The organism is Actinacidiphila sp. bgisy167 (assembly GCF_057707665.1).
The window spans coordinates 46,009-70,826 of the sequence record NZ_JBYIQP010000031.1; the positions used below are offsets into that span (position 1 = coordinate 46,009).

Sequence of the window (24,818 nt, forward strand, 5' to 3'; positions counted from 1 at the left end):
CTGCCACCGTCGGCGCAACCGCCCCCGTACCGGGCCCCGTAGCGATCCGGGAACGCGCCGCCGCGCTCTTCGAGCGTCCGCCTACGCGTCCCGCGCGAGGGGGTGTTCCCGAGCCTCCGGGACGACCGGCGCCGCTGGAACGACCAGGGCGTCCGGAGCCGCCGGGACGGCCGGGTCAGCGCCCGCGACGGGAGGCGCCGGAACCTTCCGGGGTGCCGGAGCGACCGGCTGCAAGGGCTGCGGCGGCTCCGACGGCTACAGCGGTGGCTTCGGCGACGGTGGCTCCTGGGCGACGGGCCGTGCCGGATCCGCCGGCGCGCCGCGTCGCGGGTGCCTGGCGCCTCGCCCTCACCGAACGCCTTCCCACCTGGTTCTCGGTCCGCTGCGGTATCGAGGCGAAGACCGCGGTCGCCCTCGCGGTCGTGCTCCTCGTCGCCCTGGTGTTCGCGGTGCACCACTACTGGACCGGCCGGCCGCGGACGATCGCCGTGCCCCCTGTCACCGGGGCGCTGCCGGCCGCCGCCGAAGTGCCCGCCGCCACGAGCTCCGCCGCGGCCGAGCCGCGGACGCCCAGTCCCGCGCCGGGGGCCCCGGCAGTGCTGGTCGTGGACGTCGCGGGCAAGGTCCGGAAGCCGGGGCTGCGCCGACTGCCCACGGGATCCCGCGTTGCGGACGCGGTGGACGCCGCCGGGGGAGCGCTGCCCGGCACGGACACCGGCACCCTGAATCTGGCCCGTCTGCTGGCCGACGGGGAGCAGATCGTCGTCGGCCGCCCCGCCCCACCGCCCGCCGCCGGGGCCGGGGGGACCACCGCCGCGAGCGGTCCGGTCAGTCTCAACTCCGCAACCCCCGAGCAGTTGGACGCCCTGCCCGGTGTGGGACCGGTGCTCGCCCGGCACATCATCGACTACCGCGGGCGGCACGGCGGGTTCACCTCCGTGGAGCAACTGCGGGATGTCAACGGCATCGGGGACCGCCGGTTCTCCGATCTCAAGCCGCTGGTCACCCCGTGAGTGGGCCGCCGTCCACGGCGCGTCCGGCGGTGCACGCGGCCGCCCTGTCCCCCAGGGGCGCGTCGAACCCGCGCCAGGAAGGCCCACCGGATCTGCGTCTGGTCGTACCGGTCCTCGCCGCCTGGCTCGCCGCGGGTGTCGCCCTCGCCGCGCCGGGGGGAGCTGTGGCGTGGGCGTGCACGGCGGCCGTTCCGGCGGCGCTGGCGGCGCTGGCACGCCGGTGGGCGACAGCGGCCACCGTGGCGTTCTGCGCGATGGCGTCGGCGGCCGTGGCGGGGCTGCATGCCGCGGACCTGCACCGCGGCCCCCTGCCCGCCCTGGCTGCTGAACACGCCGACGTCCGAGTCGAGTTGCGACTGACCGCCGATCCCCGGCTGATCCGCCCGCAGGTACGAGGGGCCGCCGCGGCCCCGGAGGCGGTGCTGGTGGAGGCCGAGGCCGTGCGCGTGGCGGCGATGGGCACAACGGCCCACGTCCGTACGCCGGTCCTGCTCATCGCCCGCCAACCCGCGCGCAGCTGGCTCGCCTTGCTGCCCGGCACCCGTGTCGACGCGCAGGCGCGGCTCGCCCCGGCGGCCGGCCCGGGCGACCGGATCGCCGCGGTGCTGTCAGTCCGGGGCCCTCCCCGCGTCGTCGGGCCGCCGGGCCGCGCGCAGCGGGTGGCCGGCGGGCTCCGCGAGGGGCTCCGCGAGGCCACCGCGGGCCTGCCGCCCGACGCCCGGGCCCTGCTGCCCGGTCTGGTCGTCGGGGACACCTCCCGTATCCCGGTCGATCTGCACGAGGCGTTCGAGGCCACCGACCTGACCCATCTGACCGCGGTCAGCGGTTCCAATCTCTCCCTGGTGCTGATCCTGCTGATCGGCCCGCCCGGTCTCGCCCTGCGGGCCGAGCGGGGCGGCCTGGCGCCGAGACTGGCCCTCCCGCTGCGCGTCACGGCCGTGCTCGGAGGAGCACTCACCGCGGCCTTCGTCGTGGTGTGCCGACCCGACCCCAGCGTGCTGCGCGCGGCCGCCTGCGGGCTGATCACCCTCCTGGCCATCGGCACGGGCCGCCGCCGCAGCCTGCTGCCCGCGCTGTGCGGGGCGGCCCTGCTGCTGCTCCTCTACGACCCCTGGCTGGCCCGCTCGTACGGCTTCGCGCTGTCCGCGCTGGCCACCGGCGCGCTGCTCGTTCTCGCGCCGCGCTGGAGCGCCGCCTTGCGGCGCCGGCGGGTGCCGCCGCGTCTTGCGGAGGTCCTCGCAGCGGCGGCCGCCGCACAGGCGGTGTGCGCCCCCGTGGTGGCGGTGCTGGCCGCCCACGTCAGCCTGGTCGCGGTCCCCTGCAACCTGCTGGCGGAACTCGCCGTGGGCCCCGCCACCGTCCTCGGCTTCGCCGCCCTGGCCGCGGCGCCGTTCGCGATGCCCGCCGCCAAGGCCCTGGCCTGGGTCGCGGCCTGGCCGGCCGGCTGGATCGCGGCGGTGGCCCGGCGCGGTGCCGCCCTGCCCGGGGCGACGATCGACTGGCCCGGCACATGGGCGGGCGCCCTGCTGCTGGCAGCCGTCACCGTGGCGGTGGTAGTGGCAGGGCGCCGCCTTTTGCGTCGACCCTTGCTGTGCGCCGCCGCGGCACTGCTGCTCGTGCTGGCCGTCGTGCGTCCGGCGCCGCTGCCCCGCTCGGTGACCGGCTGGCCGCCACCAGCCTGGCGGCTGGTGGCCTGCGACGTGGGCCAGGGCGACGCGCTGGTGCTCTCGGCGGGCGACGGCGCCGCCGTCGTGGTGGACACCGGCCCGGAGCCCCGCCTCGTCGACCGCTGCCTGCGCTCCCTCCGGATCACCACGGTGCCCCTGCTCGTCCTCACCCACTTCCACGCCGACCATGTCGCCGGACTGCCCGGGGTGCTGCGGGGCCGCTCCGTGGGCGCGATCGAGACCACCACCCTCGACGATCCCCCCGACCAGGCCGCGTTCGTACGCCGCCAGGCCGCGGCCGCCCGCGTCCCCGTGCTGCGCGCGGCGCCCGGGGAGCGCCGCCGCCTGGGCTCACTGGACTGGCGGGTGCTGTGGCCCGCGGCGCCCCCGCTTCCGGCGGGTGCCGACGGCGCCGCCCTGGACGGCGCCAACCCCAACGACGCCAGTGTCACCCTGCTCGTCCGCACGGCAGGCCTCACCGTCCTCCTCCTCGGCGACCTGGAGCCCGCGGCCCAGCGCGCCCTCCTCGCGGCCGCCCCCGACCTTTCGCGGGTCGACGTCCTGAAGGTCGCCCACCACGGCTCCGCCTACCAGGAGCCGGCGCTCCTGGACCGGATCCGTCCCCGGCTGGCGCTGGTGAGCTGTGGTGCGGGCAACCCTTACGGCCATCCGTCGCCGCGCACCCTCGCCGCGCTGCGCGCCCACGGCTCGACCGTCCTGCGCACCGACCGGGACGGACCCGTGGCCGTCCTGGGCGACGAGGCGGGGCTGCGGGCCGCCGTGGCGGGTCCGTCGCCCGCCACGGAGCGGGCCGTCCGGGGGCGGCGGAGAACACGTGCCGCCACCAGCGTCGGACACAGCCGGAGCGGGACCCGGGGAGGCCGGGGCGGGCGGCTCAGACGTTCCCGAGGTCCTTGTCCTCATCCTGCACCGCGATCACCCAGTGGGTGCTCCGCCGGGGCCGGAGGCAGCAGAGCCGTCAGGCGAGCGAGGCCACGACGATCGCACCGGTGATCACCAGGTCCTTCGCCGTCTGCTGGGTCAGTCCGTACGCCGGCACGACGATCAGCAGCAGCGGCGCCGCCGGCCACAGCGGCATGCGCCAGGCCGCACGCTCCCGTGCCGGCCGTGGTGCGAGCCGAGGGCCGCGACGGCGACGCCGACGTACCGGTGTAGCCGGGCGGCGGGAAAGGGCCGGGGCGAGCGCGCGGCGCACCACGGGGCCTCCTGGTTCGGACCGTGACGCGCACGTCCTGGGCAACCGCCGAGGCGGACGCACCCCGTTTTCGCGCCGCGGGCCTCCGCATGCCCGGCACCGGCAGTCCGCCGGGAAGTGCAACCGCCGTGTCACGGCTTGTCCATGGCTTCGTCCCGGCGCGCATGAGGGGACCGTGGCCGTGGCAGGGTGACGGCATGACCATCATCGGCTGGATCGTCCTGGGCCTGGTCGCGGGCGCCGTCGCGAAGCTGCTGCTGCCGGGGAGGGACCCGGGCGGACTGCTCGGGACGACGCTGATCGGCATCGCGGGTGCGGTGGTCGGCGGCTGGATCTCGGCGAAGTTCCTCGACCACCCCGTCAGCAAGGACTTCTACGACCTGCCCACATGGGGCGCGGCCATAGGCGGGGCGCTCGTCCTCCTGATCATCTACCGCATCCTGTTCGGCGACTCCCGCTGACCTCGGGCGCGGGCAGCAACCGCACGTCGTCCCGACGCACGGACAGGGCCTGGGCACGGTCCGGGTCCCACAGCCAGATCCAGTCCCCCGAGGCGCCGAAGGACAGCACCGGGCCGTTCTCCACGGGCACGGGAACCTCGCCGACGGGCACCACGCACATCAGGGCGCCGCGCACCCCGAAGTACCCCTTCGGCGCCTGCCCCCGGGCAGCGGCGGTCGCCGCGTCCCGGGCGGCGTGGTCGGCGTCGCGTGCGCCGGCGAGGAGCGCGGTGGCCGCGAAGGCAGCGGACAGGAGCACGGTGACGGTGACCAGGGCGAGGCGGTTGTCGCCCTTGGCGATGTGCACGTGCCGCAGCCACCCGGCGACCGCCGTGGCGAACAGGACGAACCCCAGCGCGAGCCCCAGCGGTTCGGCGGCGGCCGCGTACGGCCACAGGCCTCCGGCGGAGCGGACCGAACCGGAGGGGATGCCGAACCGTTCGAGGTAGGCGGACTGCATCAGCCGGCCGAGCCAGGTCACCAGGGACCACCCGAGGGGCAGGGCGAGCGGCACGAGCCAGACCGCGTTGCGTGAGAACCACGAGTCGCGCAGGGCGTAGTACACGCCCGGCGCGCAGATCAGGCCCGCCGCGGTCAGCGACCACCACAGCAGCCCGGTCCCCGCCCCGGTGGCCGCCCAGGCCGGCAGCGCAGCCGCGGCGAAGACCAGGGCGGGCAGCGCGCGCACCCGCGACGGCGTACGGCGCGGTCCGGCCGCCGCCTCGGCCGTCTCGGGCGGCGCGGGCCGCAGTTCGTGGACCTCGGCGGCGAACGCGGAGCCGCCCAGCGGGCGTTCCGAGAGCTCCCGCTCGACGGCCTCCCGGGTCAGCCCGGCCGGCAGCCGCAGCAGCCGGTGAGCGCCGCGCCCGCCGAGGGCGGCCCGCAGCCGGGCGAGCCGCTCGCGCCGTCCGCCGCCCGCGCCTGACCGTCGGATCACGCGGTACTCGGTCCGCGGGTCGTCCGGCGGCCGGAGCAGCAACGCAGCGTCGCGGACCCACACGCCCAGCTGGTGGGTCCTGGCCAGCCGTTCCACGGCCCCGCACGCCGCCCTCTCGGCCCGCCAGCGGGGGGAGCCGTTGAGGCGCACCTCGACGACGAGCGCGACGCGGCCGCCGCGCGCCGTGGCCGGTGCGTCTTCACGGCCGGCCCGGCGCACCGCCCAGCCCCGCGCCTCCATCAGCCCCTGGGCCAGGGCGAGCTCGTCGGGCTGGTCGACGGCCTCGACCAGCAGGCGTACTCGCTGGTTGAACGGGACGGCCGGGAGCGCCCCGGCCGTCCCGGGGAGCTCCGCCCCTCCCTCCTGCGGGCGGCGGCGCTGGGCGGGAACGCGCAGCGGCACGGCCTAGTCCTCCTCCAGCCAGCCCTCGAACTCCTCCGCCAAGGCGTTCAGGGCGGTGGGGTCCAGTTCCTCGTCCTCGTCGTCGATGACGACGAGCCACTGGGCGTCGTCGGCGTCGTCCTCGCCGGCGAGGGCGTCACGGACGAGTTGGGGACGGTGGGGCAGGTCGAAGCGCTCGGCGGCTTCGTCGGCGGCCTCCTCTGCGGCATCGCGATCGGGGAGGACGAGCACATGTCTGACGTCGGTCACCGGGACATTGTGTCGGACCCGCGTGGGATGCTGGACCGCGATGGCCAGGAACAGTACGACAGACAGCCCACTCGCCCCCGTGACGCTCGCGGTGGGCCAGGAGGACCTGCTCCTCGACCGCGCGGTACGGGAAATCGTGCAGGCGGCGCGCGCCGCCGACGCCGACACCGATGTGCGCGATCTCACGCCGGACGCCCTCCAGCCGGGCACCCTGGCGGAGCTCACCAGCCCTTCGCTCTTCGCCGAGCGCAAGGTCCTGGTCGTACGGAACGCGCAGGATCTGTCCGCGGACACCGTCAAGGACGTCAAGAGCTACCTGGACGCCCCCGCGGAGGAGATCACGCTCGTCCTGCTGCACGCGGGCGGCGCCAAGGGCAAGGGCCTGCTGGACGCGGCGCGAAAGGCCGGCGCACGCGAGGTGGCCTGCCCGAAGATGACCAAGCCCGCCGACCGGCTGGCCTTCGTACGTCAGGAGTTCCGCACGCTGGGCCGGGCCGCGACCCCTGAGGCATGCCAGGCCCTGGTGGACGCCATCGGCAGCGACCTGCGGGAGCTGGCGAGCGCCTGCGCCCAGCTCGTCGCCGATGTGGAGGGCGCGATCGACGCGGCCGTGGTCGCGCGTTACTACACGGGACGGGCCGAGGCCACCGGCTTCGAGGTCGCGGACCTGGCGGTGACCGGCCGCGCCGCCGAGGCACTGGAGCGGCTGCGCTGGGCCATCGCGGTCGGCCAGCCGCTGCCCGGCATCACCTTCGCCCTGGCCTCCGGCGTGCGGGCCATCGGCAAGCTGGCCTCGGCCCCGCGCGGAGCGCGGCCGGGGGATCTGGCCCGGGAGCTGGGCATGCCGCCGTGGAAGATCGACCGCGTCCGCCAGCAGATGCGCGGCTGGTCCGGTGACGGCGTCTCCGCCGCGCTGCGCGCGGTCGCCGAGGCCGACGCCGCGGTCAAGGGCGGCAGCGCGGACCCGGCCTATGCCCTGGAGAAGGCGGTCGTCGCCGTCGCGCGGGCCGCACGCGCCCGCTGAGCCACGGCTCCCGCCGCCACACGGAAGACGCCGAAGGGCCCCGCACCGGGAGGTACGGGGCCCTTCGAAGGCCGCACCCGCGTGGCGAACGCAGGCCGCGTGCGGCCGGAAGATCAAGGATGTCGATAGAGGAGCGGGTGAGAGGGACCGCTGTGTCCTCGCCGACGGGTACCGCTACGGGAAGGTTCAGCCCTGGAGGCCGGCCACCTTGAGCGCCAGCGCCGACTTCTTGTTGGCGGCCTGGTTCTTGTGGATGACGCCCTTGCTCACGGCCTTGTCGAGCTTCTTGGAGGCGAGGCGCGCGGCCTCGGTCGCCTTCTCGACGTCGCCGGCGGCCACGGCCTCACGGGTGCGACGGATGGCGGTCTTGAGCTCGGACTTGACGGCCTTGTTGCGCAGGCGCGCCTTCTCGTTGGTCTTGTTGCGCTTGATCTGGGACTTGATGTTCGCCACGAAAGAGCCTTTTCAGGTTTGACTGATGGGGTCCGCGCCTCGGGTAGAGGGCACGAGACGCGACTGCCCAGGCTAGCAGTCGGCCCGCGTGCCGCCCAAACCGGTGGCCGGCGGGGGGTGTCTTGGCCCGTCCCGCACCGCCCGGCACGGCCGTGGGCCGCGGCCATGGGACTATGGGAGCCATACGTATCGATCCGACCAGAGGCGACAGGCGCCTCAAGAGACAGGACCCTGCGTGCCCGCGACCCCTTCGAACGTGCCGGAGCCCAGCCGTACCGACCCGGCGCTGATCCGCAATTTCTGCATCATCGCGCACATCGACCACGGCAAGTCGACCCTTGCCGACCGGATGCTCCAGCTCACCGGTGTGGTGGATCAGCGGCAGATGCGCGCCCAATACCTCGACCGGATGGACATCGAGCGCGAGCGCGGCATCACGATCAAGTCCCAGGCCGTCAGGCTGCCCTGGGCGCCCACCGAGGGCGCCGGCCAGGGGAGGACCCACATCCTGAACATGATCGACACCCCGGGGCACGTGGACTTCACCTATGAGGTCTCCCGTTCGCTCGCGGCCTGCGAGGGCACGATCCTGCTGGTCGACGCCGCCCAGGGCATCGAGGCGCAGACCCTGGCCAACCTCTACCTGGCGATGGAGAACGACCTCACCATCGTCCCGGTGCTGAACAAGATCGACCTGCCGGCGGCGCAGCCCGAGAAGTTCTCCGAGGAGCTGGCCAACCTCATCGGCTGCGACCCCTCGGACGTCCTCAGGGTCTCGGCCAAGACCGGCCTCGGCGTCGAGGCGCTGCTGGACCGCGTGGTGGAGACCGTCCCGGCCCCGGTCGGCGTCGCCGACGCGCCCGCCCGCGCGATGATCTTCGACTCGGTGTACGACTCCTACCGCGGTGTCGTCACCTACGTCCGGGTCGTCGACGGCCAGCTCAGCAAGCGCGAGCGGATCAAGATGATGTCCACCGGCGCGACCCACGAGCTGCTGGAGATCGGCACCAACTCGCCCGAGATGCTGCCGGCCGACGGCCTCGGCGTGGGTGAGGTGGGCTACCTGATCACGGGTGTGAAGGACGTCCGCCAGTCCAAGGTGGGTGACACGATCACCCAGCAGGCCAAGGGCGCCACCGAGCCGCTGGGCGGCTACAAGGACCCCAAGCCCATGGTGTTCTCGGGCCTGTATCCGCTGGACGGCTCCGACTACCCGGAGCTGCGGGACGCGCTGGACAAGCTGCAGCTCAACGACGCGGCCCTGGTCTACGAGCCGGAGACCTCGGCGGCCCTCGGATTCGGCTTCCGCGTCGGCTTCCTCGGCCTGCTGCACCTGGACGTGATCCGCGAGCGGCTGGAGCGCGAGTTCGGGCTGGACCTGATCGCGACCGCGCCGAACGTGGTCTACCGGGTGGTGATGGAGGACGGCAAGGAGCACGTCGTCACCAACCCCAGCGAGTTCCCCGAGGGCAAGATCGACGAGGTATACGAGCCGGTGGTCCGGGCGACGATCCTGGCGCCCACGGAGTTCATCGGCGCGATCATGGAGCTCTGCCAGACCCGGCGCGGTTCCCTGCTCGGCATGGACTACCTCTCCGAGGACCGGGTGGAGATCCGCTACACCCTGCCGCTCGCCGAGATCGTCTTCGACTTCTTCGACCAGCTGAAGTCCAAGACGCGCGGCTACGCGTCGCTGGACTACGAGCCCACCGGCGAGCAGTCCTCCAGCCTGGTCAAGGTGGACATCCTGCTGCACGGCGACAAGGTCGACGCGTTCTCCGCGATCACGCACAAGGACAACGCCTACGCCTACGGCGTGCGCCTGGTGGCGAAGCTGCGTGAGCTGATCCCGCGGCAGAGCTTCGAGGTGCCGGTGCAGGCCGCCATCGGTTCGCGGGTCATCGCCCGCGAGACCATCCGCGCCATCCGCAAGGACGTCCTCGCCAAGTGCTACGGCGGCGACATCTCCCGCAAGCGGAAGCTGCTGGAGAAGCAGAAGGAAGGCAAGAAGCGGATGAAGATGGTCGGCTCCGTGGAGGTGCCGCAGGAGGCCTTCATCGCGGTGCTCTCCAGCGACGAGAGCGCGGCCAAGAAGAAGTAGCGGCAGAGGAAGCCGGGGTGCGCGGGCCGGCGGCACGGCCTGGCGCGGCGCGCGGAAAGGGCGCTTGTCCGATCATCGGGCAAGCGCCCTTTCGTATCGGCGGTACGGCATTCGGGTGATTGGCAAAAACCCCGCCCCGCGCGGTTTCTGTCGGGGAGTCCACGACGTTACTCCTTGTGACAGCGGCGAAAGGCGCCGCTGCGGAAGGGGAATGTGAAGTGAAGTACTCGAAGGCCGCGGCCGTCGTCGCCGGTTCCGTGATCGCGCTGGGCGCCGCCGGGGCCGCCGCGTCCCCCGCCTTCGCCAAGGAGGCCCTCCCGCTCGGCAACGGGCCGATGAAGATCCTGGACGCCAAGGACGAGGTCGCCAGGACCGGACTGAAGGCGGTCACCGGCAAGACGGGCGAGCTGCTCGGCGGCGCGGGAAGGGCTGGGGGGAACAAGAACATGATCGGCGGTCTGCCGATCGGCGGTTGAGCGTCGGGCTCCCGGTGGGCCGCCGGTGGGTGACCGGAGCCGTAACCGGAAGGCGGGCTCCCCGGATTCCGGGAGCCCGCCGTTATGTGTATTCGCCATACATGAGGTGGTGGCGGTCGCATCGCGCGGCTACGGCCTCTTACCAAGCGGGCGTCGATTCCCTACCCTGATCACCACTCGGTGGTTACTCACGAGTCACCCAGCAAAGAGGCGGGCCTCCGGAGGTTGTCGTGACCGACACGCAGACTTTGATCGAGAACCGGCCGCCCTCCGTGGCGAACCTGTTCCTGGAGCGCGTCGAGCAGACGCCGGATGCCGAGGCCTACCGCTTCCCGGTGGCGTCGGCGGACGGGGGCGCCGAGTCATGGCGGTCGCTCACCTGGCGGCAGGCCGCGGAGCGGGTGCACGCCGTCGCCGCGGGCCTGATGGACCTCGGCGTACGCCCAGAGGAGCGGGTGGCGATCGCCTCCACCACCCGGGTCGAGTGGATCCTGGCCGACCTCGGGGTGCTCTGCGCCGGTGCGGCGACCACCACCGTCTACCCGACGACCAACGCCGACGAGACGGCCTTCATCCTGGCCGACTCCGGCAGCCGGGTGCTGATCGCCGAGAACGCCGCTCAACTGGCCAAGGTCGCCGGGCGCCGCGCCGAACTGCCCGACCTGGCCCACGTCGTGGTCGTCGACGCCGAAGGCGCCGACGTCGGGGACGACGGCTGGGCGCTGACGCTGACCCAGTTGGAGCAGCGCGGCAAGGTCTACCTGGAGAAGAACTCCGAGGCCGTCCGCAAGGCCGTGGGCGAGATCACCAAGGACCAGCTCGCCACCCTCATCTACACGTCCGGCACGACCGGCCGCCCCAAGGGCGTGCGGCTGCCGCACGACTGCTGGGCGTACATGGCCAGGGCGATCCAGGCGAACGGCCTGCTGCAGGCCGACGACATCCAGTACCTCTGGCTGCCGCTGGCGCACGTCTTCGGCAAGGTGCTCCTCGCCGGGCACATCACCATCGGCCATGTGACCGCGGTCGACGGCCGCGTCGACAAGATCATCGAGAATCTGCCGGTCGTGCAGCCCACCTACATGGCCGCCGTCCCGCGCATCTTCGAGAAGGTCTACAACGGCGTCGCCGCCAAGGCCCGCGCCGGCGGTGCGGCCAAGTACCGGATCTTCAAGTGGGCCGCCGAGGTCGCCCGCGAGTACGCCAAGGTCACCCAGGACAACCGCCGTCGCACCGGCAAGGCGAGCGCCCCCTTCGGCCTGTCCGCCCAGCACGCGGTCGCCGACCGCCTGGTGTACGCCAAGCTCCGCGACGCCTTCGGCGGCAGACTGCGCGCCTGTGTCTCCGGCTCCGCCGCCCTCTCCCCGGAGATCGGCTACTTCTTCTCGGGCGCCGGCATCCACATCCTGGAGGGCTACGGCCTGACCGAGTCCAGCGCCGCCAGTTTCGTCAACCCCGGCGAGGCCTACCGGACCGGCACGGTCGGCAAGCCGCTGCCCGGCACCGAAGTCCGCATCGCCGAGGACGGGGAGATCCTGCTGCGCGGCCCCGGCATCATGGAGGGCTACCACGGGCTGCCCGACAAGACGGTCGAAGTTCTGGAGCCGGACGGCTGGTTCCACACCGGTGACATCGGGGAGCTCTCCGCGGACGGCTACCTCACCATCACCGACCGCAAGAAGGACATCATCAAGAACTCCAACGGCAAGTACATCGCGCCGGCCGCGGTCGAGGGCCAGTTCAAGGCGGCGTGCCCGTTCATCAGCAACGTCCTGGTGATCGGCGCCGACCGCAACTTCTGCACCGCCCTCTTCGCCCTCGACGAGCCCGCGATCCTCGGCTGGGCGCGGGAGAACGGGCTGGAGGGCAAGCCCTACGCGGAGGTCGTCGGCTCCGAGCAGGTGCGGGCCCTGATGGACGGTTACGTGCGGCGGGTCAACGAGGACCTCCAGCGCTGGCAGCAGATCAAGACCTTCCGTGTGCTGCCCCGCGACCTGGACGTGGAGCACGGCGACCTCACGCCGAGCCTGAAGCTCAAGCGGCCGGTCGTGGAGCGGGAGTTCAAGGACCTGATCGACGACATGTACGCCGGCACGCGGGAACACTGAGCGGCGAGCGCCGGGCGGCGCCTCACGCGCGGGCTCGATCGAATTGCGCGGGTTCCACGCCCGCGAGGTCCCGCCGGATCGCCGCCGCCCGCGCCGCCCGCCGCGAGCGGCCGCCGCCCCGCGGGTGCGGTGCGCCGGGACGAAGACCCGGCCGGGCCCGGCACAGGCGCGAGACCCGCGCCGACCGCGCCGGGCCCCGGGCAGGGGGCACCCGCCGAGGCGCGGACCACCCGGACACCGGGCCGACCGTCCAGGGCACCGCACACGCTGCCGGGCGGCCGGCCCGGCGTTCTGCGGGGATGGCGGACAATGGGTCGCATGCCATCCGTACTTCCCGACGGGGAGCCCATGCCCGAGGACGGCGCGCTCCCGCCGACCGCCCTGCGTGACGTGGAAGCCCGCCCGCTGGGGTTCTACCTGCACGTCCCCTACTGCGCCACCCGTTGCGGCTACTGCGACTTCAACACCTACACCGCCGCCGAGCTGCGCGGCACCGGCGGTGTGCTCGCATCCCGGGAGAACTACGCGGACACCCTGATCGACGAGATCCGGCTGGCCCGCAAGGTGCTGGGCGACGACCCGCGCCGGGTCGAGACCGTCTTCGTCGGGGGCGGGACGCCGACCCTGCTGCCGGCCGCGGACCTGGCCCGGATGCTGGGGGCGATCCGGGAGGAGTTCGGCCTCGCGGAGGGCGCGGAGGTCACGACGGAGGCGAACCCGGAGTCGGTGGACCCGGCGTACCTCGAGGAGCTGCGGGCCGGGGGGTACACGCGGATCTCGTTCGGGATGCAGAGCGCCCGCCCGCACGTGCTGCAGGTGCTGGACCGCCGGCACACGCCCGGCCGGCCCGAGCAGTGCGTGGCGGAGGCGCGCGCGGCGGGGTTCGAGCACGTCAACCTGGACCTGATCTACGGCACGCCCGGGGAGTCGGACGACGACTGGCGGGCGTCGCTGGACGCCGCGATCGGCGCGGGGCCGGACCATGTGTCGGCGTACGCGCTGATCGTCGAGGAGGGCACGCAGCTGGCCCGCAGGATCCGGCGCGGCGAGGTGCCGATGACGGACGACGACGTGCACGCGGACCGCTACCTGATCGCGGAGGAGCGTCTGGCGGCGGCCGGCTACGGCTGGTACGAAGTGTCGAACTGGGCGACCTCGCAGGCGGCCCGGTGCCGCCACAACGAGCTGTACTGGACCGGCGCGGACTGGTGGGGCGCCGGCCCGGGCGCGCACAGCCATGTGGGCGGGGTGCGCTGGTGGAACGTGAAGCATCCGGCGGCGTACGCGGCGGCGCTCGCCGAGGGCCGCAGTCCCGGGGCGGGACGTGAGCTGCTGGCGGCGGAGGACCGCCGGGTGGAGCGGATCCTTCTGGAGCTGAGGCTGTCCGACGGGTGCCCGCTCGACGTGCTGGCCCCGGCGGGCGCCGAGGCCGCGGAGCGTGCGGTAGGGGACGGCCTCCTGGAGCCGGGGCCTTACCGCGAGGGCCGTGCCGTCCTCACCCTGCGCGGCCGCCTGCTGGCGGACGCGGTGGTCAGGGACCTGGTCGACTGAGCCCCGGCCTGTCCGCTCACTCGGCGGAGTGAAGCGCTGCGCATCCCGGCAGTGCCTCCCTACGCTGTTCGTAAGACGCCTCCGCGTAAGCGGCGGCGGGAAGCGGAGGGCCACGGAGATGACCGCTGTGGATGATCGCCGGATGACTGACTTCTTCGAGAACCTCCAGGTTCCCGAGGGGGTCAAGGTCGAGCTCCTCAGGGGGGAGATCGTGATGATGGCCGGGCCCGACCTGGTCCACAACGACATCGTCGACGCGGTGATCGACCAGTTCCCCCGCACACGGTGGAGGCGCTTGCAGGCGCAGGACATCGCGATTCCCGGGGAGGCGAGTGAACCCCAGCCGGACCTCGTGGTCCTCGAGCGCGGCGCGGGGCCCTCCTCGGGGCGCCTCTGCCGTCCGAGGCCGTCACCCTGGTCGTCGAAGTCGTCTCCCGGACCAGTGCTCACCGCGACCACGTCGTCAAGCGGTCGATCTACGCCGCCGGGAAAGTGCCCGTCTATCTGATCATCGATCCCCTTGCCGCCGAGTGCGTCGTTCTCACCGAGCCCGTCGGCACCGGCGACCAGGCCGACTACCGGGCCGAGCGGACCTGGAAGTTCGGCGAGACGGTGCGGTTGCCGGTGGTGGACGTCGCGCTCGACACCGCGTCGTTCCAGGTCCTGCCCGGGCTCACTCCGGGGCCGTGACGAAGTCGATCAGTTCCTCCACGCGGCCCAGCAGCTCCGGCTGCAGGTCCTTGTAGGAGTGGACGGCGCCCAGGATGCGCTGCCAGGCGGCGCCGGTGTTCTCCGGCCAGCCCAGGGCCCGGCACACGCCGGTCTTCCAGTCCTGGCCGCGGGGGACGGCCGGCCAGGCGGGGATGCCGAGGGAGGAGGGCTTCACGGCCTCCCAGACGTCGACGAAGGGGTGGCCGACGACCAGGACGTGCTCGCCGGTCACCTCCGCCGCGATGCGGGACTCCTTGCTGCCGGGCACGAGGTGGTCGACGAGCACGCCGAGCCGGGCGTCCGGGCCGGGGGCGAAGGACGCGACGACGCTGGGGAGGTCGTCGACGCCCTCCAGGTACTCGACGACGACGCCCTCGACGCGCAGGTCGTCGCCCCAGACGCGTTCGACCAGTTCCGCGTCGTGCCGGCCCTCGACGTAGATCCGGCCCGCCCGGGCGACCCGGGCGCGGGCGCCGGGGACGGCGATGGAGCCGGAGGCGGTCAGCCGGGGGCCCGCCGCGGGGGCGGCGGCGGAGGGTCGCACGAGGGTGACCACGCGGCCCTCCAGGAGGAATCCGCGGGGCGTCATCGGGAACACGCGGTGCTTGCCGAAGCGGTCCTCCAGGGTGACCGTCGGGCCCTCGGCGGTCTTCTCGCAGCGGACGACCGCGCCGCAGAAGCCGGTGGACACCTCCTCCACCACCAGGTCCCGTTCTGCCGCGACCTCGGGCGCGGGCGCGGCGGGCCGCTTCCACGGCGGGGTGAGGTCGGGGTCGTAGCTGCGGCTGCGCATGCCTGGGATCGTAACCGCGCCGCCGCGCGCTCAGGCGGAGGGGAACCGGGCGGCGAGCGCGTCCCGTTGGGCGCGTACGAAGCGGGCGTCGACGACGGCGCCGTGCCCCGGCACGTACAGCGCGGTCTCGCCGCCCAGCCGCAGCAGTTCGTCCAGGGCCGCGGGCCAGGCCTGCGGGGCGGCGTCGGGCCCGGCCTGGGGCTCACCGGACTCCTCGACGAGGTCGCCGCAGAAGACCACGGCCGGCGTGCCGAGCACGACCACCACCAGGTCGTGCGCGGTGTGTCCGTCGCCTGGGTGGACCAGCAGTACCTGGCGGTCGCCGCCGAGATCGAGCACATAGGAGCCGACCACGAGGTGTCCGGGGTACACCAGGGCCCGCACCGCCTGCGCCGCCTCCTCCTCGTCGACTCCGTGCCCGACGGCGTCGGCGGCCAGGGAGGACCGCTCGCGTTCGAGGTAGGCGCCGAGGGTCATCTCACCGAAGACCTGGACGTCCTCGAAGGCGGCGGTGCCGAAGACGTGGTCGAAGTGGCCGTGGGTGAGTGCGATGTCCGTCACGTCCCGCCCGGTCAGCTCGCGGACCTCCTGGCGCAGGCCGGCGCCCTCGGGGACGGAGGAACCCGTGTCGATCAGCAGCACGCCGTCGTCGCCCACGACGACTCCGACGGTCACGTCGAGGAAGGGCAGCCGCCGCCGTGCGACTCCCGGTGCGAGGTGCTCCCAGCCGCCGGGGGAGCCCGGCGCGGTCGGTGTGGTCTCCACAACGCGACGGTATCCCCGCGACGTGCCCCCGCGCCCGCTACGGTGCCGGTCGGGGGCGTTCCCCGGAACGGACCCGGGGGCGGCCTTGCCGAGGTCTTGCCACCTCGCCTTACACTGACTTGGGGAAAGCTGGCACTCAGGGAAGCGGAGTGCCAGACCGCGGGGGGCGACACGACCCGTACGGTGACCGAGTGACTGGAGGTGCGCGATGCTCAGCGAACGACGGCTGGAGGTGTTGCGCGCCATCGTCCAGGACTATGTGGGCACCGAGGAGCCGGTCGGCTCGAAGGCGCTGACCGAGCGGCACGCCCTCGGAGTGTCCCCGGCCACCGTCCGCAACGACATGGCCGTGCTGGAGGAGGAGGGCTACATCCAGCAGCCCCACACCAGCGCCGGCCGTGTGCCGACCGACAAGGGCTACCGGCTCTTCGTCGACCGGCTCACCAGCGTCAAGCCGCTGTCCGGCGCCGAGCGCCGCGCCATCCAGAACTTCCTGGACGGCGCCGTCGACCTCGACGACGTGGTGGCCCGCACGGTCCGCCTGCTGGCGCAGCTCACCCGGCAGGTCGCGATCGTCCAGTACCCGTCGCTCACCCGCTCGACCGTGCGCCACGTGGAGCTGCTCGCGCTCGCCCCGGCCCGGATCATGCTGGTGCTGATCACGGACACCGGACGGGTGGAGCAGCGGCTGGTCGACGCCCCCGCACCGGTGGGCGAGACCGTGCTGGCCGACCTGCGCGCCCGGCTGAACAGCCGGGTGGTGGGGCGCCGGTTCAGCGACGTCCCGCCGCTGGTGCAGGACCTCCCCGAGGGCTTCGAGCCCGACGACCGGCCGTCCGTGCAGGTGGTCCTCGCCACACTGCTGGAGACCCTGGTCGAGGAGACGGAGGAGCGGATCATGCTCGGTGGCACGGCCAACCTGACCCGCTTCGGGCACGACTTCCCGCTGACGATCCGCCCGGTGCTGGAGGCGCTCGAGGAGCAGATGGTGCTCCTCAGGCTGCTGGGCGAGGCGAAGGACTCGGGTGTGACGGTGAGAATCGGTCACGAGAACTTCCACGAGGGCCTGAACTCCACATCCGTCGTCTCCGTCGGCTACGGTTCGGGCGACGAGGCGGTTGCGAAACTCGGCGTGGTCGGACCGACCCGCATGGACTACCCCGGAACGATGGGAGCGGTACGCGCAGTGGCACGTTACGTCGGACAGATCCTGGCGGAGTCGTAGTGGCCACCGACTATTACGCCGTTCTCGGCGTGCGCCGCGACGCGAGCCCGGACGAGATCAAGAAGGCATTCCGCCGTCTCGCGCGAGAGCTGCACCCGGACGTCAACCCGGACCCGAAGACCCAGGAGCGGTTCAAGGAGATCAACGCCGCTTACGAGGTGCTCTCGGACCCGCAGAAGAAGCAGGTCTACGACCTCGGCGGCGACCCGCTGTCCGCCAACGGCGGCGGGGGCGCGGGCGGGGGCTTCGGCGCCGGCTTCGGCAACTTCAGCGACATCATGGACGCCTTCTTCGGCACGGCGTCCCAGCGCGGCCCGCGCTCGCGCACCCGGCGCGGCCAGGACGCGATGATCCGGCTGGAGATCGAGCTGGACGAGGCGGCCTTCGGTACGACCAAGGACATCCAGGTCGACACGGCCGTCGTCTGCAACACCTGCCACGGCGAGGGCGCCGCTCCGGGCACCTCCGCGCAGACGTGCGACATGTGCCGCGGGCGCGGTGAGGTGTCGCAGGTCACGCGGTCCTTCCTGGGCCAGGTCATGACCTCCCGGCCGTGCCCCCAGTGCCAGGGCTTCGGCACCGTCGTCCCCACCCCGTGCCCGGAGTGCGCGGGGGACGGCCGGATCCGGTCGCGGCGCACGCTGACGGTCAAGATCCCGGCCGGCGTCGACAACGGCACCCGCATCCAGCTCGCGGGCGAGGGCGAGGTCGGCCCGGGCGGCGGCCCCGCCGGCGACCTGTACGTCGAGATCCGCGAGCTGCCGCACCCGGCCTTCCAGCGGCGCGGCGACGACCTGCACTGCACCGTCACCATCCCGATGACGGCCGCGGCGCTGGGCACCAAGGTCCCGTTGGAGACCCTGGACGGGCTCGAGGAGATCGACATTCGGCCCGGGACGCAGTCCGGCCAGTCGATCCCGCTGCACCAGCGCGGCGTCACCCACCTGCGGGGCGGTGGCCGGGGCGACCTCATCGTGCACGTCGAGGTCCAGACCCCGGGCAAGCTCGACCCGGAGCAGGAGGAGCTGCTGCGCCGCCTGGCGAAGCTGCGCGGCGAGGAGCGGCCCATGGGGCAGTTCCAGCCGGGCCAGCAGGGGCTGTTCTCCCGTCTGAAGGACGCGTTCAACGGCCGGTAGGCCCGGTATGGGAGCCCGCGGCCGGGGTGCGCGCCACCCTGGACCGCGGGCCGCCCTGCGCCGTGAAACGATGGGCGCATGGCCGCCCTGATCACCCGCTCTCCGAGGACCGCGCCGTGACCGCACCCGTCTTCGTCGTCGAACCCGGCACGCTCGGCCCGGACCGGATCACGCTCTCCGGTCCCGAGGGGCGGCACGCGGTCTCCGTGCGCCGGCTGCGCGTCGGGGAGGAGATCGTGCTCACCGACGGCCTGGGACGCGGCGCGTACGGCACGGTTGCGGCCGTCGACGGCAAGGACACCCTCGAGGTCGCCGTCGCCGGGCTGCGCGAGGAGGCCGAGCCCCGCCCGCGGATCACCGTCGTCCAGGCGCTGCCCAAGGGCGACCGCGGGGAACTGGCCGTCGAGACCATGACCGAGGTCGGCGTCGACGCCGTCGTGCCGTGGGCCGCCGCGCGCTGCATCACCCAGTGGAAGGGCGAGCGGGGCGCCAAGTCGCTGGCGAAATGGCGGTCCACCGCCCGCGAGGCGGCCAAGCAGGCCCGGCGGCTGAGGGTTCCCGAGGTCGCCGACGTGCTGACGACGCGTCAGTTGGTCGGGTTGCTGTCCGGCGCCGCGTTCGCCGCGGTCCTCCACGAGGAGGGCGCGGAGCCGCTCGCCACCGCCCCGTTGCCGACCGAGGGCGACATCGTGCTCGTCGTCGGCCCCGAGGGCGGGGTCTCCCCGGAGGAGCTCGACGCCTTCGCCGCGGCCGGGGCCAAGCCGTACCGCCTCGGCGCCAGCGTGCTGCGCACCTCCACCGCCGGTGTCGCCGCCACCGCCCTCCTGCTCGGCCGCACCGGACGCTGGGGCTGACGGCGCCGCCGGGGGTATGCCCACGCATGTCCCCCTCCAGGGCCACGAGATCGTAAATCGCTGACCGGCGCAGCGGCAGGTGGTTAATGTGACAACGTGACACAGCCGCAACCTTCGCACCCCGCTTACCTCCGCTTTCCGCATCTGCACGGTGAACTGATCACCTTCACCGCAGAGGACGACGTCTGGGCCGCCCCGCTGGACGGCTCCGGCCGGGCCTGGCGGGTCAGCGCCGACAACATGCCGGTCAACCATCCGCGGTTCTCGCCCGACGGGACGCTCATCGCGTGGACCTCCGCACGGGACGGCGCACCCGAGGTGCACGTCGCGTCCGCCGACGGCGGGCCGTCGAAGCGGCTGACGTACTGGGGCACCCGCACCTCGGTGCGGGGCTGGACCCCGGAAGGCGAGGTGCTGGCCATCAGTACGTACGGGCAGGCGTCGACGCGCCGCAGTTGGGCACGGGCGATCCCGGTCGACGGCGGTCCCGCCTCGACGCTGCCGTACGGGCCGGTCGGAGGCGTCGCCCACGGTCCGGACGGAGCGGTGCTGCTGCTGTCGGCCACGATGGGCCGTGAGGCGGCGGCCTGGAAGCGCTACCGGGGCGGTACCGCGGGCAAGTTGTGGATCGACCGCACCGGTGACGGGGAGTTCGAGCGGATCCACGCCGAGCTGGACGGCAACCTGGAGTGCCCGATGTGGGTGGGGGGCAGGATCGCCTTCCTCTCCGACCACGAGGGTGTCGGCGCGGTCTACTCCAGCCTTCCCGACGGCGGCGACCTGCGCCGCCACACCGCCGTGGCGGACGGCGGCTTCTACGCGCGGCAGGCCGCCACCGACGGCGCCCGCGTCATCTACAGCAGCGCGGGCCGGCTGTTCCTGCTGGACGACCTCGACGGAGCGCGGGCCCGCCCCGTCGAGGTGCGCCTCGGCGGCCAGCGCGCCGATCTCCAGCCGCACCCGATCCACGCGGCCCACCACCTCGGCGACGCGCGCCCCGACCACACCGGCCGCGGCAGCGCGGTGGAGATCCGCGGCACCACGCACTGGGTCACCCACCGCGGCGGCCCTGCGCGGGCCTTGTCCGCCGAGCCGGGGGTGCGTACGCGGCTGCCCCGGGTGTTCGGCGGCGAGGGTGACCAGCAGGTCGTCTGGGTCACCGACGCCGAGGGCGAGGACGCGCTCGAGATCGCTCCCGCGGCGGGCACCGGCACAACCGCGCCCCGCCGGCTGGCCGCGGGGCGGCTCGGCCGGGTACTGGCCATGGCCGTCTCCCCGGACGGCCACCGGATCGCCGTCGCCTCGCACGACGGGCGGGTGCTGCTCGTCGAGGCGCAGACCGGTGAGGTCCGCACCGTCGTGGAGGGCGAGCACGGCCACGCCACCGGCCTCGCCTTCTCGCCCGACTCGGCCTGGCTGGCCTGGTCGCACGCCGGACCCGACCCGCTGCGCCAGCTCAAGCTCGCCTCCACCGCCGACCTCACCGTCATCGACGCCACCCCGCTGCGCTTCCGGGACTTCTCGCCGGCCTTCACCGCCGACGGCAAGCACCTGGCGTTCCTCTCCGAGCGCTCCTTCGACCCCGTCTACGACGAGCACGTCTTCGACATGGCCTTCCTGGGCGCCTGCCGCCCCCACCTGATCACCCTGGCCGCCACCACGCCCTCGCCCTTCGGCCCGCAGCGCCACGGGCGGCCGGTCGACTCCTCCGCCGAGGACAAGGACGGCGACGACCGCGGCCCGGACGAGGGAGCGAAGGACTCCCGCAAGGAGGACCGCGAGGACCGGCCCCGGACCCCGGCCACCAAGGTGGACACCGAGGGCCTGGGCGACCGCATCGTGGCCTTCCCGGTCGAGGCGTCCCGCTACTCCACGCTGCGCACGGCCAAGGACGGCGTCCTGTGGCTGCGCCACCCCGTACGCGGGGTCCTGGGCGCGAGCCTGGCCTCGCCCGACGCCGAGGCGCCGTCCACGGCGCTGGAGCGCTACGACCTCAGGCAGCTGCGCGTGGAGGAGATCGCCGACGACGCCGACGACTACGCCGTCAGCGGCGACGGCAGCAAGGTGCTGGTGACGTCCGGCAACCGGCTGCGGGTGGCCGCGGCCGACCGCAAGTCGACGCCGTCCGACGACGAGACCGACGGCAACGTCACCGTCGACCTCTCGCGGGTCCGCGTCACGGTGGACCCGCAGGCCGAGTGGCGCCAGATGTACGACGAGTCCCACCGCCTGATGCGGGACAACTTCTGGCGCGCCGACATGGGCGGCGTCGACTGGGACGGGGTGCGCGAGCGCTACCGGCCCGTCCTGGAGCGGGTCGCCACCCACGACGACCTCGTCGACCTGCTCTGGGAGGTGGCGGGAGAGCTCGGCACCTCGCACGCCTACGTCACCCCGCCCGGCGGCCGCGGCGACGCGCTGAACCGCCAGGGCCTGCTCGGCGCTGACCTCGCCCGAGGCGTGGACGGCGTCTGGCGCGTGGAGCAGGTCCTCCCCTCGGAGACCTCCGACCCGCGGGCCGGCTCGCCGCTGGCCGCGCCAGGTGTGGCGGTCCGGGCGGGCGACGCCATCCTCGCCGTGGACGGACGGCCCGTCGACCCGCTCGCCGGCCCCGGTCCGCTGCTGCTCGGCACCGTGGGCAAGCCCGTCGAGCTCACCGTCGGACCGGCCGACGGCGGTGCGGCGCGCCATGTCGTCGTCGTGCCCATCGAGGACGAGGAGCCGCTGCGCTACCACGACTGGGTCGCCGGGCGCCGGGCGTACGTGCGCGAGCTCTCCGGCGGCCGGCTGGGGTACCTGCACGTGCCCGACATGGTCGGCTCCGGCTGGGCGCAGCTCCACCGCGACCTGCGGGTGGAAGTCGTCCGGGAGGGGCTGGTCGTGGACGTGCGGGAGAACCGCGGCGGCCACACCTCGCAGCTGGTCGTGGAGAAGCTGGCCCGGCGGATCGTGGGCTGGGACCTGCCGCGCGGGCTGCCCGCCTTCAGCTACCCGCTGGACGCGCCGCGCGGGCCCGTCGTGGCCGTCGCCAACGAGTTCTCGGGCTCGGACGGCGACATCGTCAACGCGGCGATCAAGGCGCTGGGGATCGGGCCCGTGGTGGGCACCAGGACGTGGGGCGGCGTCATCGGCATCGACTCCCGCTACCACCTCGTCGACGGCACGCTGGTCACCCAGCCGAAGTACGCCACCTGGTTGGAGGGCGTGGGCTGGGACGTGGAGAACCACGGAGTCGACCCCGACGTCGAGGTCGTCCACACCCCGCAGGACTCGGCCGCGGGTCGCGACCCGCAGCTCGACGAGGCCGTCCGGCTCGCCCTGGAGGCGCTGGAGGCCAACCCGGCCCGTACCGCGCCCCCGCTGCCGTAGCAGCGGGAGCGGGGCCCGGCGCGACCGGGCCCCGTGGCGACGCGCCGCCGCGGGGCGCCCCGGTAGCATGCGGGACGGACCGATCAACCCTGGACGGAGGCGTCAGGTGGCGGGAGAACCGCAGGCGGACTGCCTGTTCTGCAAGATCGTCGCGGGAGACGTGCCCGCGACCGTCGTGCGGGAGACCGAGACGACCGTCGCGTTCCGCGACATCAACCCCCAGGCGCCGACGCACGTCCTGGTCATCCCCAAGGCGCACTACCCGGACGCCGCCTCGCTGGCCGCCCAGGCGCCCCAGCTCGCCGCGGACGTGCTGCGGGAGGCCGGGGAGGTCGCCGCCGGGGACAAGGTGGACGGCAGGGGCTACCGGATCGTCTTCAACACCGGCGCGGGGGCTGGCCAGACGGTCTTCCACGCCCACGCCCATGTGCTGGGCGGCCGCGGCCTCGAGTGGCCGCCCGGGTAACCGACGGTGTCCGCACGTGAATTGGTCGTGCTCGGCACGGCCAGCCAGGTCCCGACCCGGCACCGCAACCACAACGGCTACTTCCTGCGCTGGGACGCCGAGGGCATCCTCTTCGACCCGGGGGAGGGCACGCAGCGGCAGATGCTGCGGGCCGGTGTGGCGGCGCATGACCTGACCAGGCTGTGTGTGACCCACTTCCACGGGGACCACAGCCTGGGCGTCGCCGGGGTGATCCAGCGGATCAACCTCGACCGCGTCCCGCACCCGGTGACGGCCCACTACCCCGAGTCCGGCCGCCGCTTCTTCGACCGGCTGCGCTATGCCACCGCCTACCGGGAGACCGTGCGGCTGCGCGAGGAACCGGTGGCGGGCGAGGCGGCGATGCTGGTCGACTCCGATGCCTTCCGGCTGGAGGCACGCCGGCTGTCGCACCCGGTGGAGGCGTACGGCTACCGACTGGTCGAGCCCGACGGGCGCCGCATGCTGCCGGAGCGCCTCGCGGCACGCGGTATCACCGGCCCGGCGGTGGGCCGGCTGCAACGCGAGGGCGAGGTGGACGGCGTGACGCTCGCCGAGGTGAGCGAGACGCGCCCGGGACAGCGCTTCGCCTTCGTGATGGACACCCGGCTGTGCGAGGCGGTGTACGCCCTCGCCGAAGGCTGCGACCTGCTGGTCATGGAGTCGACCTTCCTGGACGAGGACGCCGCGCTGGCCGAGGAGCACGGCCACCTGACGGCCGGCCAGGCCGCGCGGGTGGCGGCGGAGTCCGGCGTGCGGCACCTGGTGCTCACGCACTTCTCGCAGCGCTACACCGACCCGGCGGACTTCGAGCGCCAGGCGCGGGACGCGGGGTTCGAGGGCGAACTGACCGTCGCCCAGGACCTCGGCCGGGTCGCCGTGCCTAAGCGCCGCCACACTTAGAATTTCATCTCATTCGGCTGGTTCGGCAGTCTGCGGTCGTGGGGATCGAGAGGTCGACTGTTCACCTGGGCTTCGGACGGCCTCTCCTCGCTGGCTGCCTTCTGCAGGGGGCCGGAACTGGCTGAGCGTGCGCGATCGCACAAGGGGAACACGTGCGCTCGTGATCGTCAGGTTCGCCCCGGCTGTTGACGGTGAGCGCGTTGGCCTGGTGCGCGTCGCCGGTGGCGTGCACCAGAGCACGTACCCCGGCGGACAGTTGGCGTGGCGCGGGCCCCCCCTCCCGTGCGGGTGAGGGGGGCCGCACCTCTTCTGTGGCGGGTCAGCCCCATGCCGGCAGTGCCTCAGAACCGGCGTTTCTCCCTTTACTTGTCGTACCTTATGTGCTTTTTGGGCAGATTTCGAGGGGTTGTGGTGTTTCAGTTCTGATGAGGAGTTTGACTCGGTGTTCGAGTGTGTCGGCGATGCCTTGGGCGATTGTCAGCCAGACGGGGAGTCCTTCGGTGCGGGCGGTCAGCAGGATGTCGGTGTCGGTCAGGCCCCAGCCTGCTGGGTGGCCGATGGTGTGCTGGATCTGACGGGTGGCCTGTTGAGTGGCGTTGTTGATGGTTTCGGTGACGGAGGTGTCTGTTATGGGCTGTTCGAGTCGGATGGCGTCGGCTGGGGTCAGGCCGGTGATGTCTGGCGCGGTGAACCGGGCTGGATGCTTGGCGGACCGAGCTGAATGACCCGCGAGGGCACGCGAGACTCGCGCCTCAGGCCCGCCTGGCTCATCCACGGTGGGCCGGGGTCCGTCGAGGTATGAGGGGGGTGGTGCTGCTGACCGTGTCAGCTTGTCGTTGTCCTGTGGGTTGGCTTCTGGCTGAGCGGGGTGGGTATCGGTC

General features: G+C 73.4%; 20 protein-coding genes and 1 pseudogene. 15 read left to right on the forward strand and 6 right to left on the reverse strand.

Annotated elements, in window-relative coordinates:
- Positions 1 to 299 precede the first annotated feature (299 nt).
- The 3 genes from AC3ET4_RS14930 (at position 300) to AC3ET4_RS14940 (ending at position 4,357) form a co-directional block, all read left to right on the forward strand.
- The gene (locus AC3ET4_RS14930; protein WP_431949299.1) at positions 300 to 1,013 is read left to right on the forward strand and encodes a ComEA family DNA-binding protein; all 714 of its coding nucleotides are present in this window, start codon (positions 300 to 302) and stop codon (positions 1,011 to 1,013) included.
- Positions 1,010 to 3,694, forward strand: coding sequence for a ComEC/Rec2 family competence protein (locus AC3ET4_RS14935; RefSeq protein WP_431949301.1), 2,685 nt, complete (start codon positions 1,010 to 1,012; stop codon positions 3,692 to 3,694). Before AC3ET4_RS14930 ends, AC3ET4_RS14935 begins: the two co-directional genes overlap by 4 nt.
- Before the next feature lie 399 nt (positions 3,695 to 4,093).
- Entirely contained in the window at positions 4,094 to 4,357 is a 264-nt protein-coding gene (locus tag AC3ET4_RS14940; RefSeq protein WP_431949303.1) for a GlsB/YeaQ/YmgE family stress response membrane protein, read from the forward strand.
- Here AC3ET4_RS14940 and AC3ET4_RS14945 read toward each other — a convergent pair.
- On the reverse strand, positions 4,323 to 5,735 hold the full coding sequence (locus tag AC3ET4_RS14945) for a hypothetical protein (RefSeq protein ID WP_431949305.1): 1,413 nt from the start codon (positions 5,733 to 5,735) through the stop codon (positions 4,323 to 4,325). The two genes, AC3ET4_RS14940 and AC3ET4_RS14945, sit on opposite strands and share 35 nt — an antisense overlap.
- Before the next feature lie 3 nt (positions 5,736 to 5,738).
- On the reverse strand, positions 5,739 to 5,984 hold the full coding sequence (locus AC3ET4_RS14950; protein ID WP_431949307.1) for a hypothetical protein: 246 nt from the start codon (positions 5,982 to 5,984) through the stop codon (positions 5,739 to 5,741).
- 40 nt (positions 5,985 to 6,024) lie between these two features.
- On the opposite strand from AC3ET4_RS14950, the gene holA reads away from it, so the two are divergent.
- Positions 6,025 to 7,008, forward strand: coding sequence for a DNA polymerase III subunit delta (gene holA, locus AC3ET4_RS14955; protein WP_431949309.1), 984 nt, complete (start codon positions 6,025 to 6,027; stop codon positions 7,006 to 7,008).
- A gap of 186 nt (positions 7,009 to 7,194) precedes the next feature.
- Here holA and rpsT read toward each other — a convergent pair whose 3' ends face one another.
- Positions 7,195 to 7,461 (reverse strand): 30S ribosomal protein S20, encoded by a 267-nt coding sequence (gene rpsT, locus AC3ET4_RS14960; protein WP_319133817.1) that lies wholly within the window; start codon positions 7,459 to 7,461, stop codon positions 7,195 to 7,197.
- A 235-nt stretch (positions 7,462 to 7,696) separates the two neighbouring features.
- On the opposite strand from rpsT, the gene lepA reads away from it, so the two are divergent.
- The 5 genes and pseudogenes from lepA to AC3ET4_RS14985 all read left to right on the forward strand — a co-directional run bounded on the left by lepA (position 7,697) and on the right by AC3ET4_RS14985 (position 14,387).
- Positions 7,697 to 9,562, forward strand: a complete 1,866-nt coding sequence (gene lepA / locus AC3ET4_RS14965; protein ID WP_431949312.1) for a translation elongation factor 4 — start codon at positions 7,697 to 7,699, stop codon at positions 9,560 to 9,562.
- A gap of 218 nt (positions 9,563 to 9,780) precedes the next feature.
- Entirely contained in the window at positions 9,781 to 10,038 is a 258-nt protein-coding gene (locus tag AC3ET4_RS14970; RefSeq protein WP_431949314.1) for a hypothetical protein, read from the forward strand.
- Between the two features lie 230 nt (positions 10,039 to 10,268).
- The gene (locus AC3ET4_RS14975) at positions 10,269 to 12,146 is read left to right on the forward strand and encodes an AMP-dependent synthetase/ligase (RefSeq protein ID WP_431949316.1); all 1,878 of its coding nucleotides are present in this window, start codon (positions 10,269 to 10,271) and stop codon (positions 12,144 to 12,146) included.
- Positions 12,147 to 12,464: 318 nt separating this feature from the next.
- Complete coding sequence (gene hemW / locus AC3ET4_RS14980) at positions 12,465 to 13,697, forward strand: radical SAM family heme chaperone HemW (RefSeq protein ID WP_431949318.1); 1,233 nt, start codon at positions 12,465 to 12,467, stop codon at positions 13,695 to 13,697.
- Between the two features lie 118 nt (positions 13,698 to 13,815).
- Positions 13,816 to 14,387, forward strand: a pseudogene (locus tag AC3ET4_RS14985) (Uma2 family endonuclease).
- Here the strand turns inward: AC3ET4_RS14985 and AC3ET4_RS14990 are convergent.
- Together AC3ET4_RS14990 and AC3ET4_RS14995 are read right to left on the reverse strand one after the other, a co-directional pair.
- Positions 14,371 to 15,201, reverse strand: a complete 831-nt coding sequence (locus tag AC3ET4_RS14990; protein ID WP_431949320.1) for a DUF3097 domain-containing protein — start codon at positions 15,199 to 15,201, stop codon at positions 14,371 to 14,373. The pseudogene AC3ET4_RS14985 and the gene AC3ET4_RS14990 overlap by 17 nt on opposite strands.
- Positions 15,202 to 15,231: 30 nt before the next feature.
- A complete protein-coding gene (locus AC3ET4_RS14995) occupies positions 15,232 to 15,966 on the reverse strand; it encodes an MBL fold metallo-hydrolase (RefSeq protein ID WP_431949322.1) in 735 nt (244 codons plus the stop codon).
- 208 nt (positions 15,967 to 16,174) lie between these two features.
- Between AC3ET4_RS14995 and hrcA the strand changes: the two genes are divergently transcribed.
- The 6 genes from hrcA to AC3ET4_RS15025 all read left to right on the forward strand — a co-directional run bounded on the left by hrcA (position 16,175) and on the right by AC3ET4_RS15025 (position 23,937).
- Positions 16,175 to 17,191, forward strand: coding sequence for a heat-inducible transcriptional repressor HrcA (hrcA, locus tag AC3ET4_RS15000; RefSeq protein WP_431949324.1), 1,017 nt, complete (start codon positions 16,175 to 16,177; stop codon positions 17,189 to 17,191).
- The gene (dnaJ, locus tag AC3ET4_RS15005) at positions 17,191 to 18,327 is read left to right on the forward strand and encodes a molecular chaperone DnaJ (RefSeq protein WP_431949326.1); all 1,137 of its coding nucleotides are present in this window, start codon (positions 17,191 to 17,193) and stop codon (positions 18,325 to 18,327) included. The genes hrcA and dnaJ overlap by 1 nt, the downstream gene beginning before the upstream one ends.
- A 116-nt stretch (positions 18,328 to 18,443) precedes the next feature.
- Entirely contained in the window at positions 18,444 to 19,181 is a 738-nt protein-coding gene (locus AC3ET4_RS15010; RefSeq protein WP_431949328.1) for a 16S rRNA (uracil(1498)-N(3))-methyltransferase, read from the forward strand.
- Between the two features lie 96 nt (positions 19,182 to 19,277).
- Positions 19,278 to 22,550, forward strand: coding sequence for a S41 family peptidase (locus AC3ET4_RS15015; protein WP_431949330.1), 3,273 nt, complete (start codon positions 19,278 to 19,280; stop codon positions 22,548 to 22,550).
- 106 nt (positions 22,551 to 22,656) lie between these two features.
- Positions 22,657 to 23,016 (forward strand): histidine triad nucleotide-binding protein, encoded by a 360-nt coding sequence (locus AC3ET4_RS15020; protein ID WP_431949332.1) that lies wholly within the window; start codon positions 22,657 to 22,659, stop codon positions 23,014 to 23,016.
- A 6-nt stretch (positions 23,017 to 23,022) separates the two neighbouring features.
- Complete coding sequence (locus tag AC3ET4_RS15025; protein WP_431949334.1) at positions 23,023 to 23,937, forward strand: ribonuclease Z; 915 nt, start codon at positions 23,023 to 23,025, stop codon at positions 23,935 to 23,937.
- A 376-nt stretch (positions 23,938 to 24,313) separates the two neighbouring features.
- Here the strand turns inward: AC3ET4_RS15025 and AC3ET4_RS15030 are convergent.
- Positions 24,314 to 24,818, reverse strand: a 505-nt coding sequence (locus AC3ET4_RS15030) for a hypothetical protein (protein WP_431949336.1), incomplete at its 5' end; no start/stop codon positions are given.

Coding starts and splice junctions, on each gene's coding strand:
- AC3ET4_RS14940 (WP_431949303.1), top strand. CDS start 4,094: ATGACCATCATCGGCTGGATCGTCCTGGGCCTGGTCGCGGGCGCCGTC.
- holA (WP_431949309.1), top strand. CDS start 6,025: ATGGCCAGGAACAGTACGACAGACAGCCCACTCGCCCCCGTGACGCTC.
- hemW (WP_431949318.1), top strand. CDS start 12,465: ATGCCATCCGTACTTCCCGACGGGGAGCCCATGCCCGAGGACGGCGCG.
- AC3ET4_RS14990 (WP_431949320.1), bottom strand. CDS start 15,201: ATGCGCAGCCGCAGCTACGACCCCGACCTCACCCCGCCGTGGAAGCGG.
- hrcA (WP_431949324.1), top strand. CDS start 16,175: ATGCTCAGCGAACGACGGCTGGAGGTGTTGCGCGCCATCGTCCAGGAC.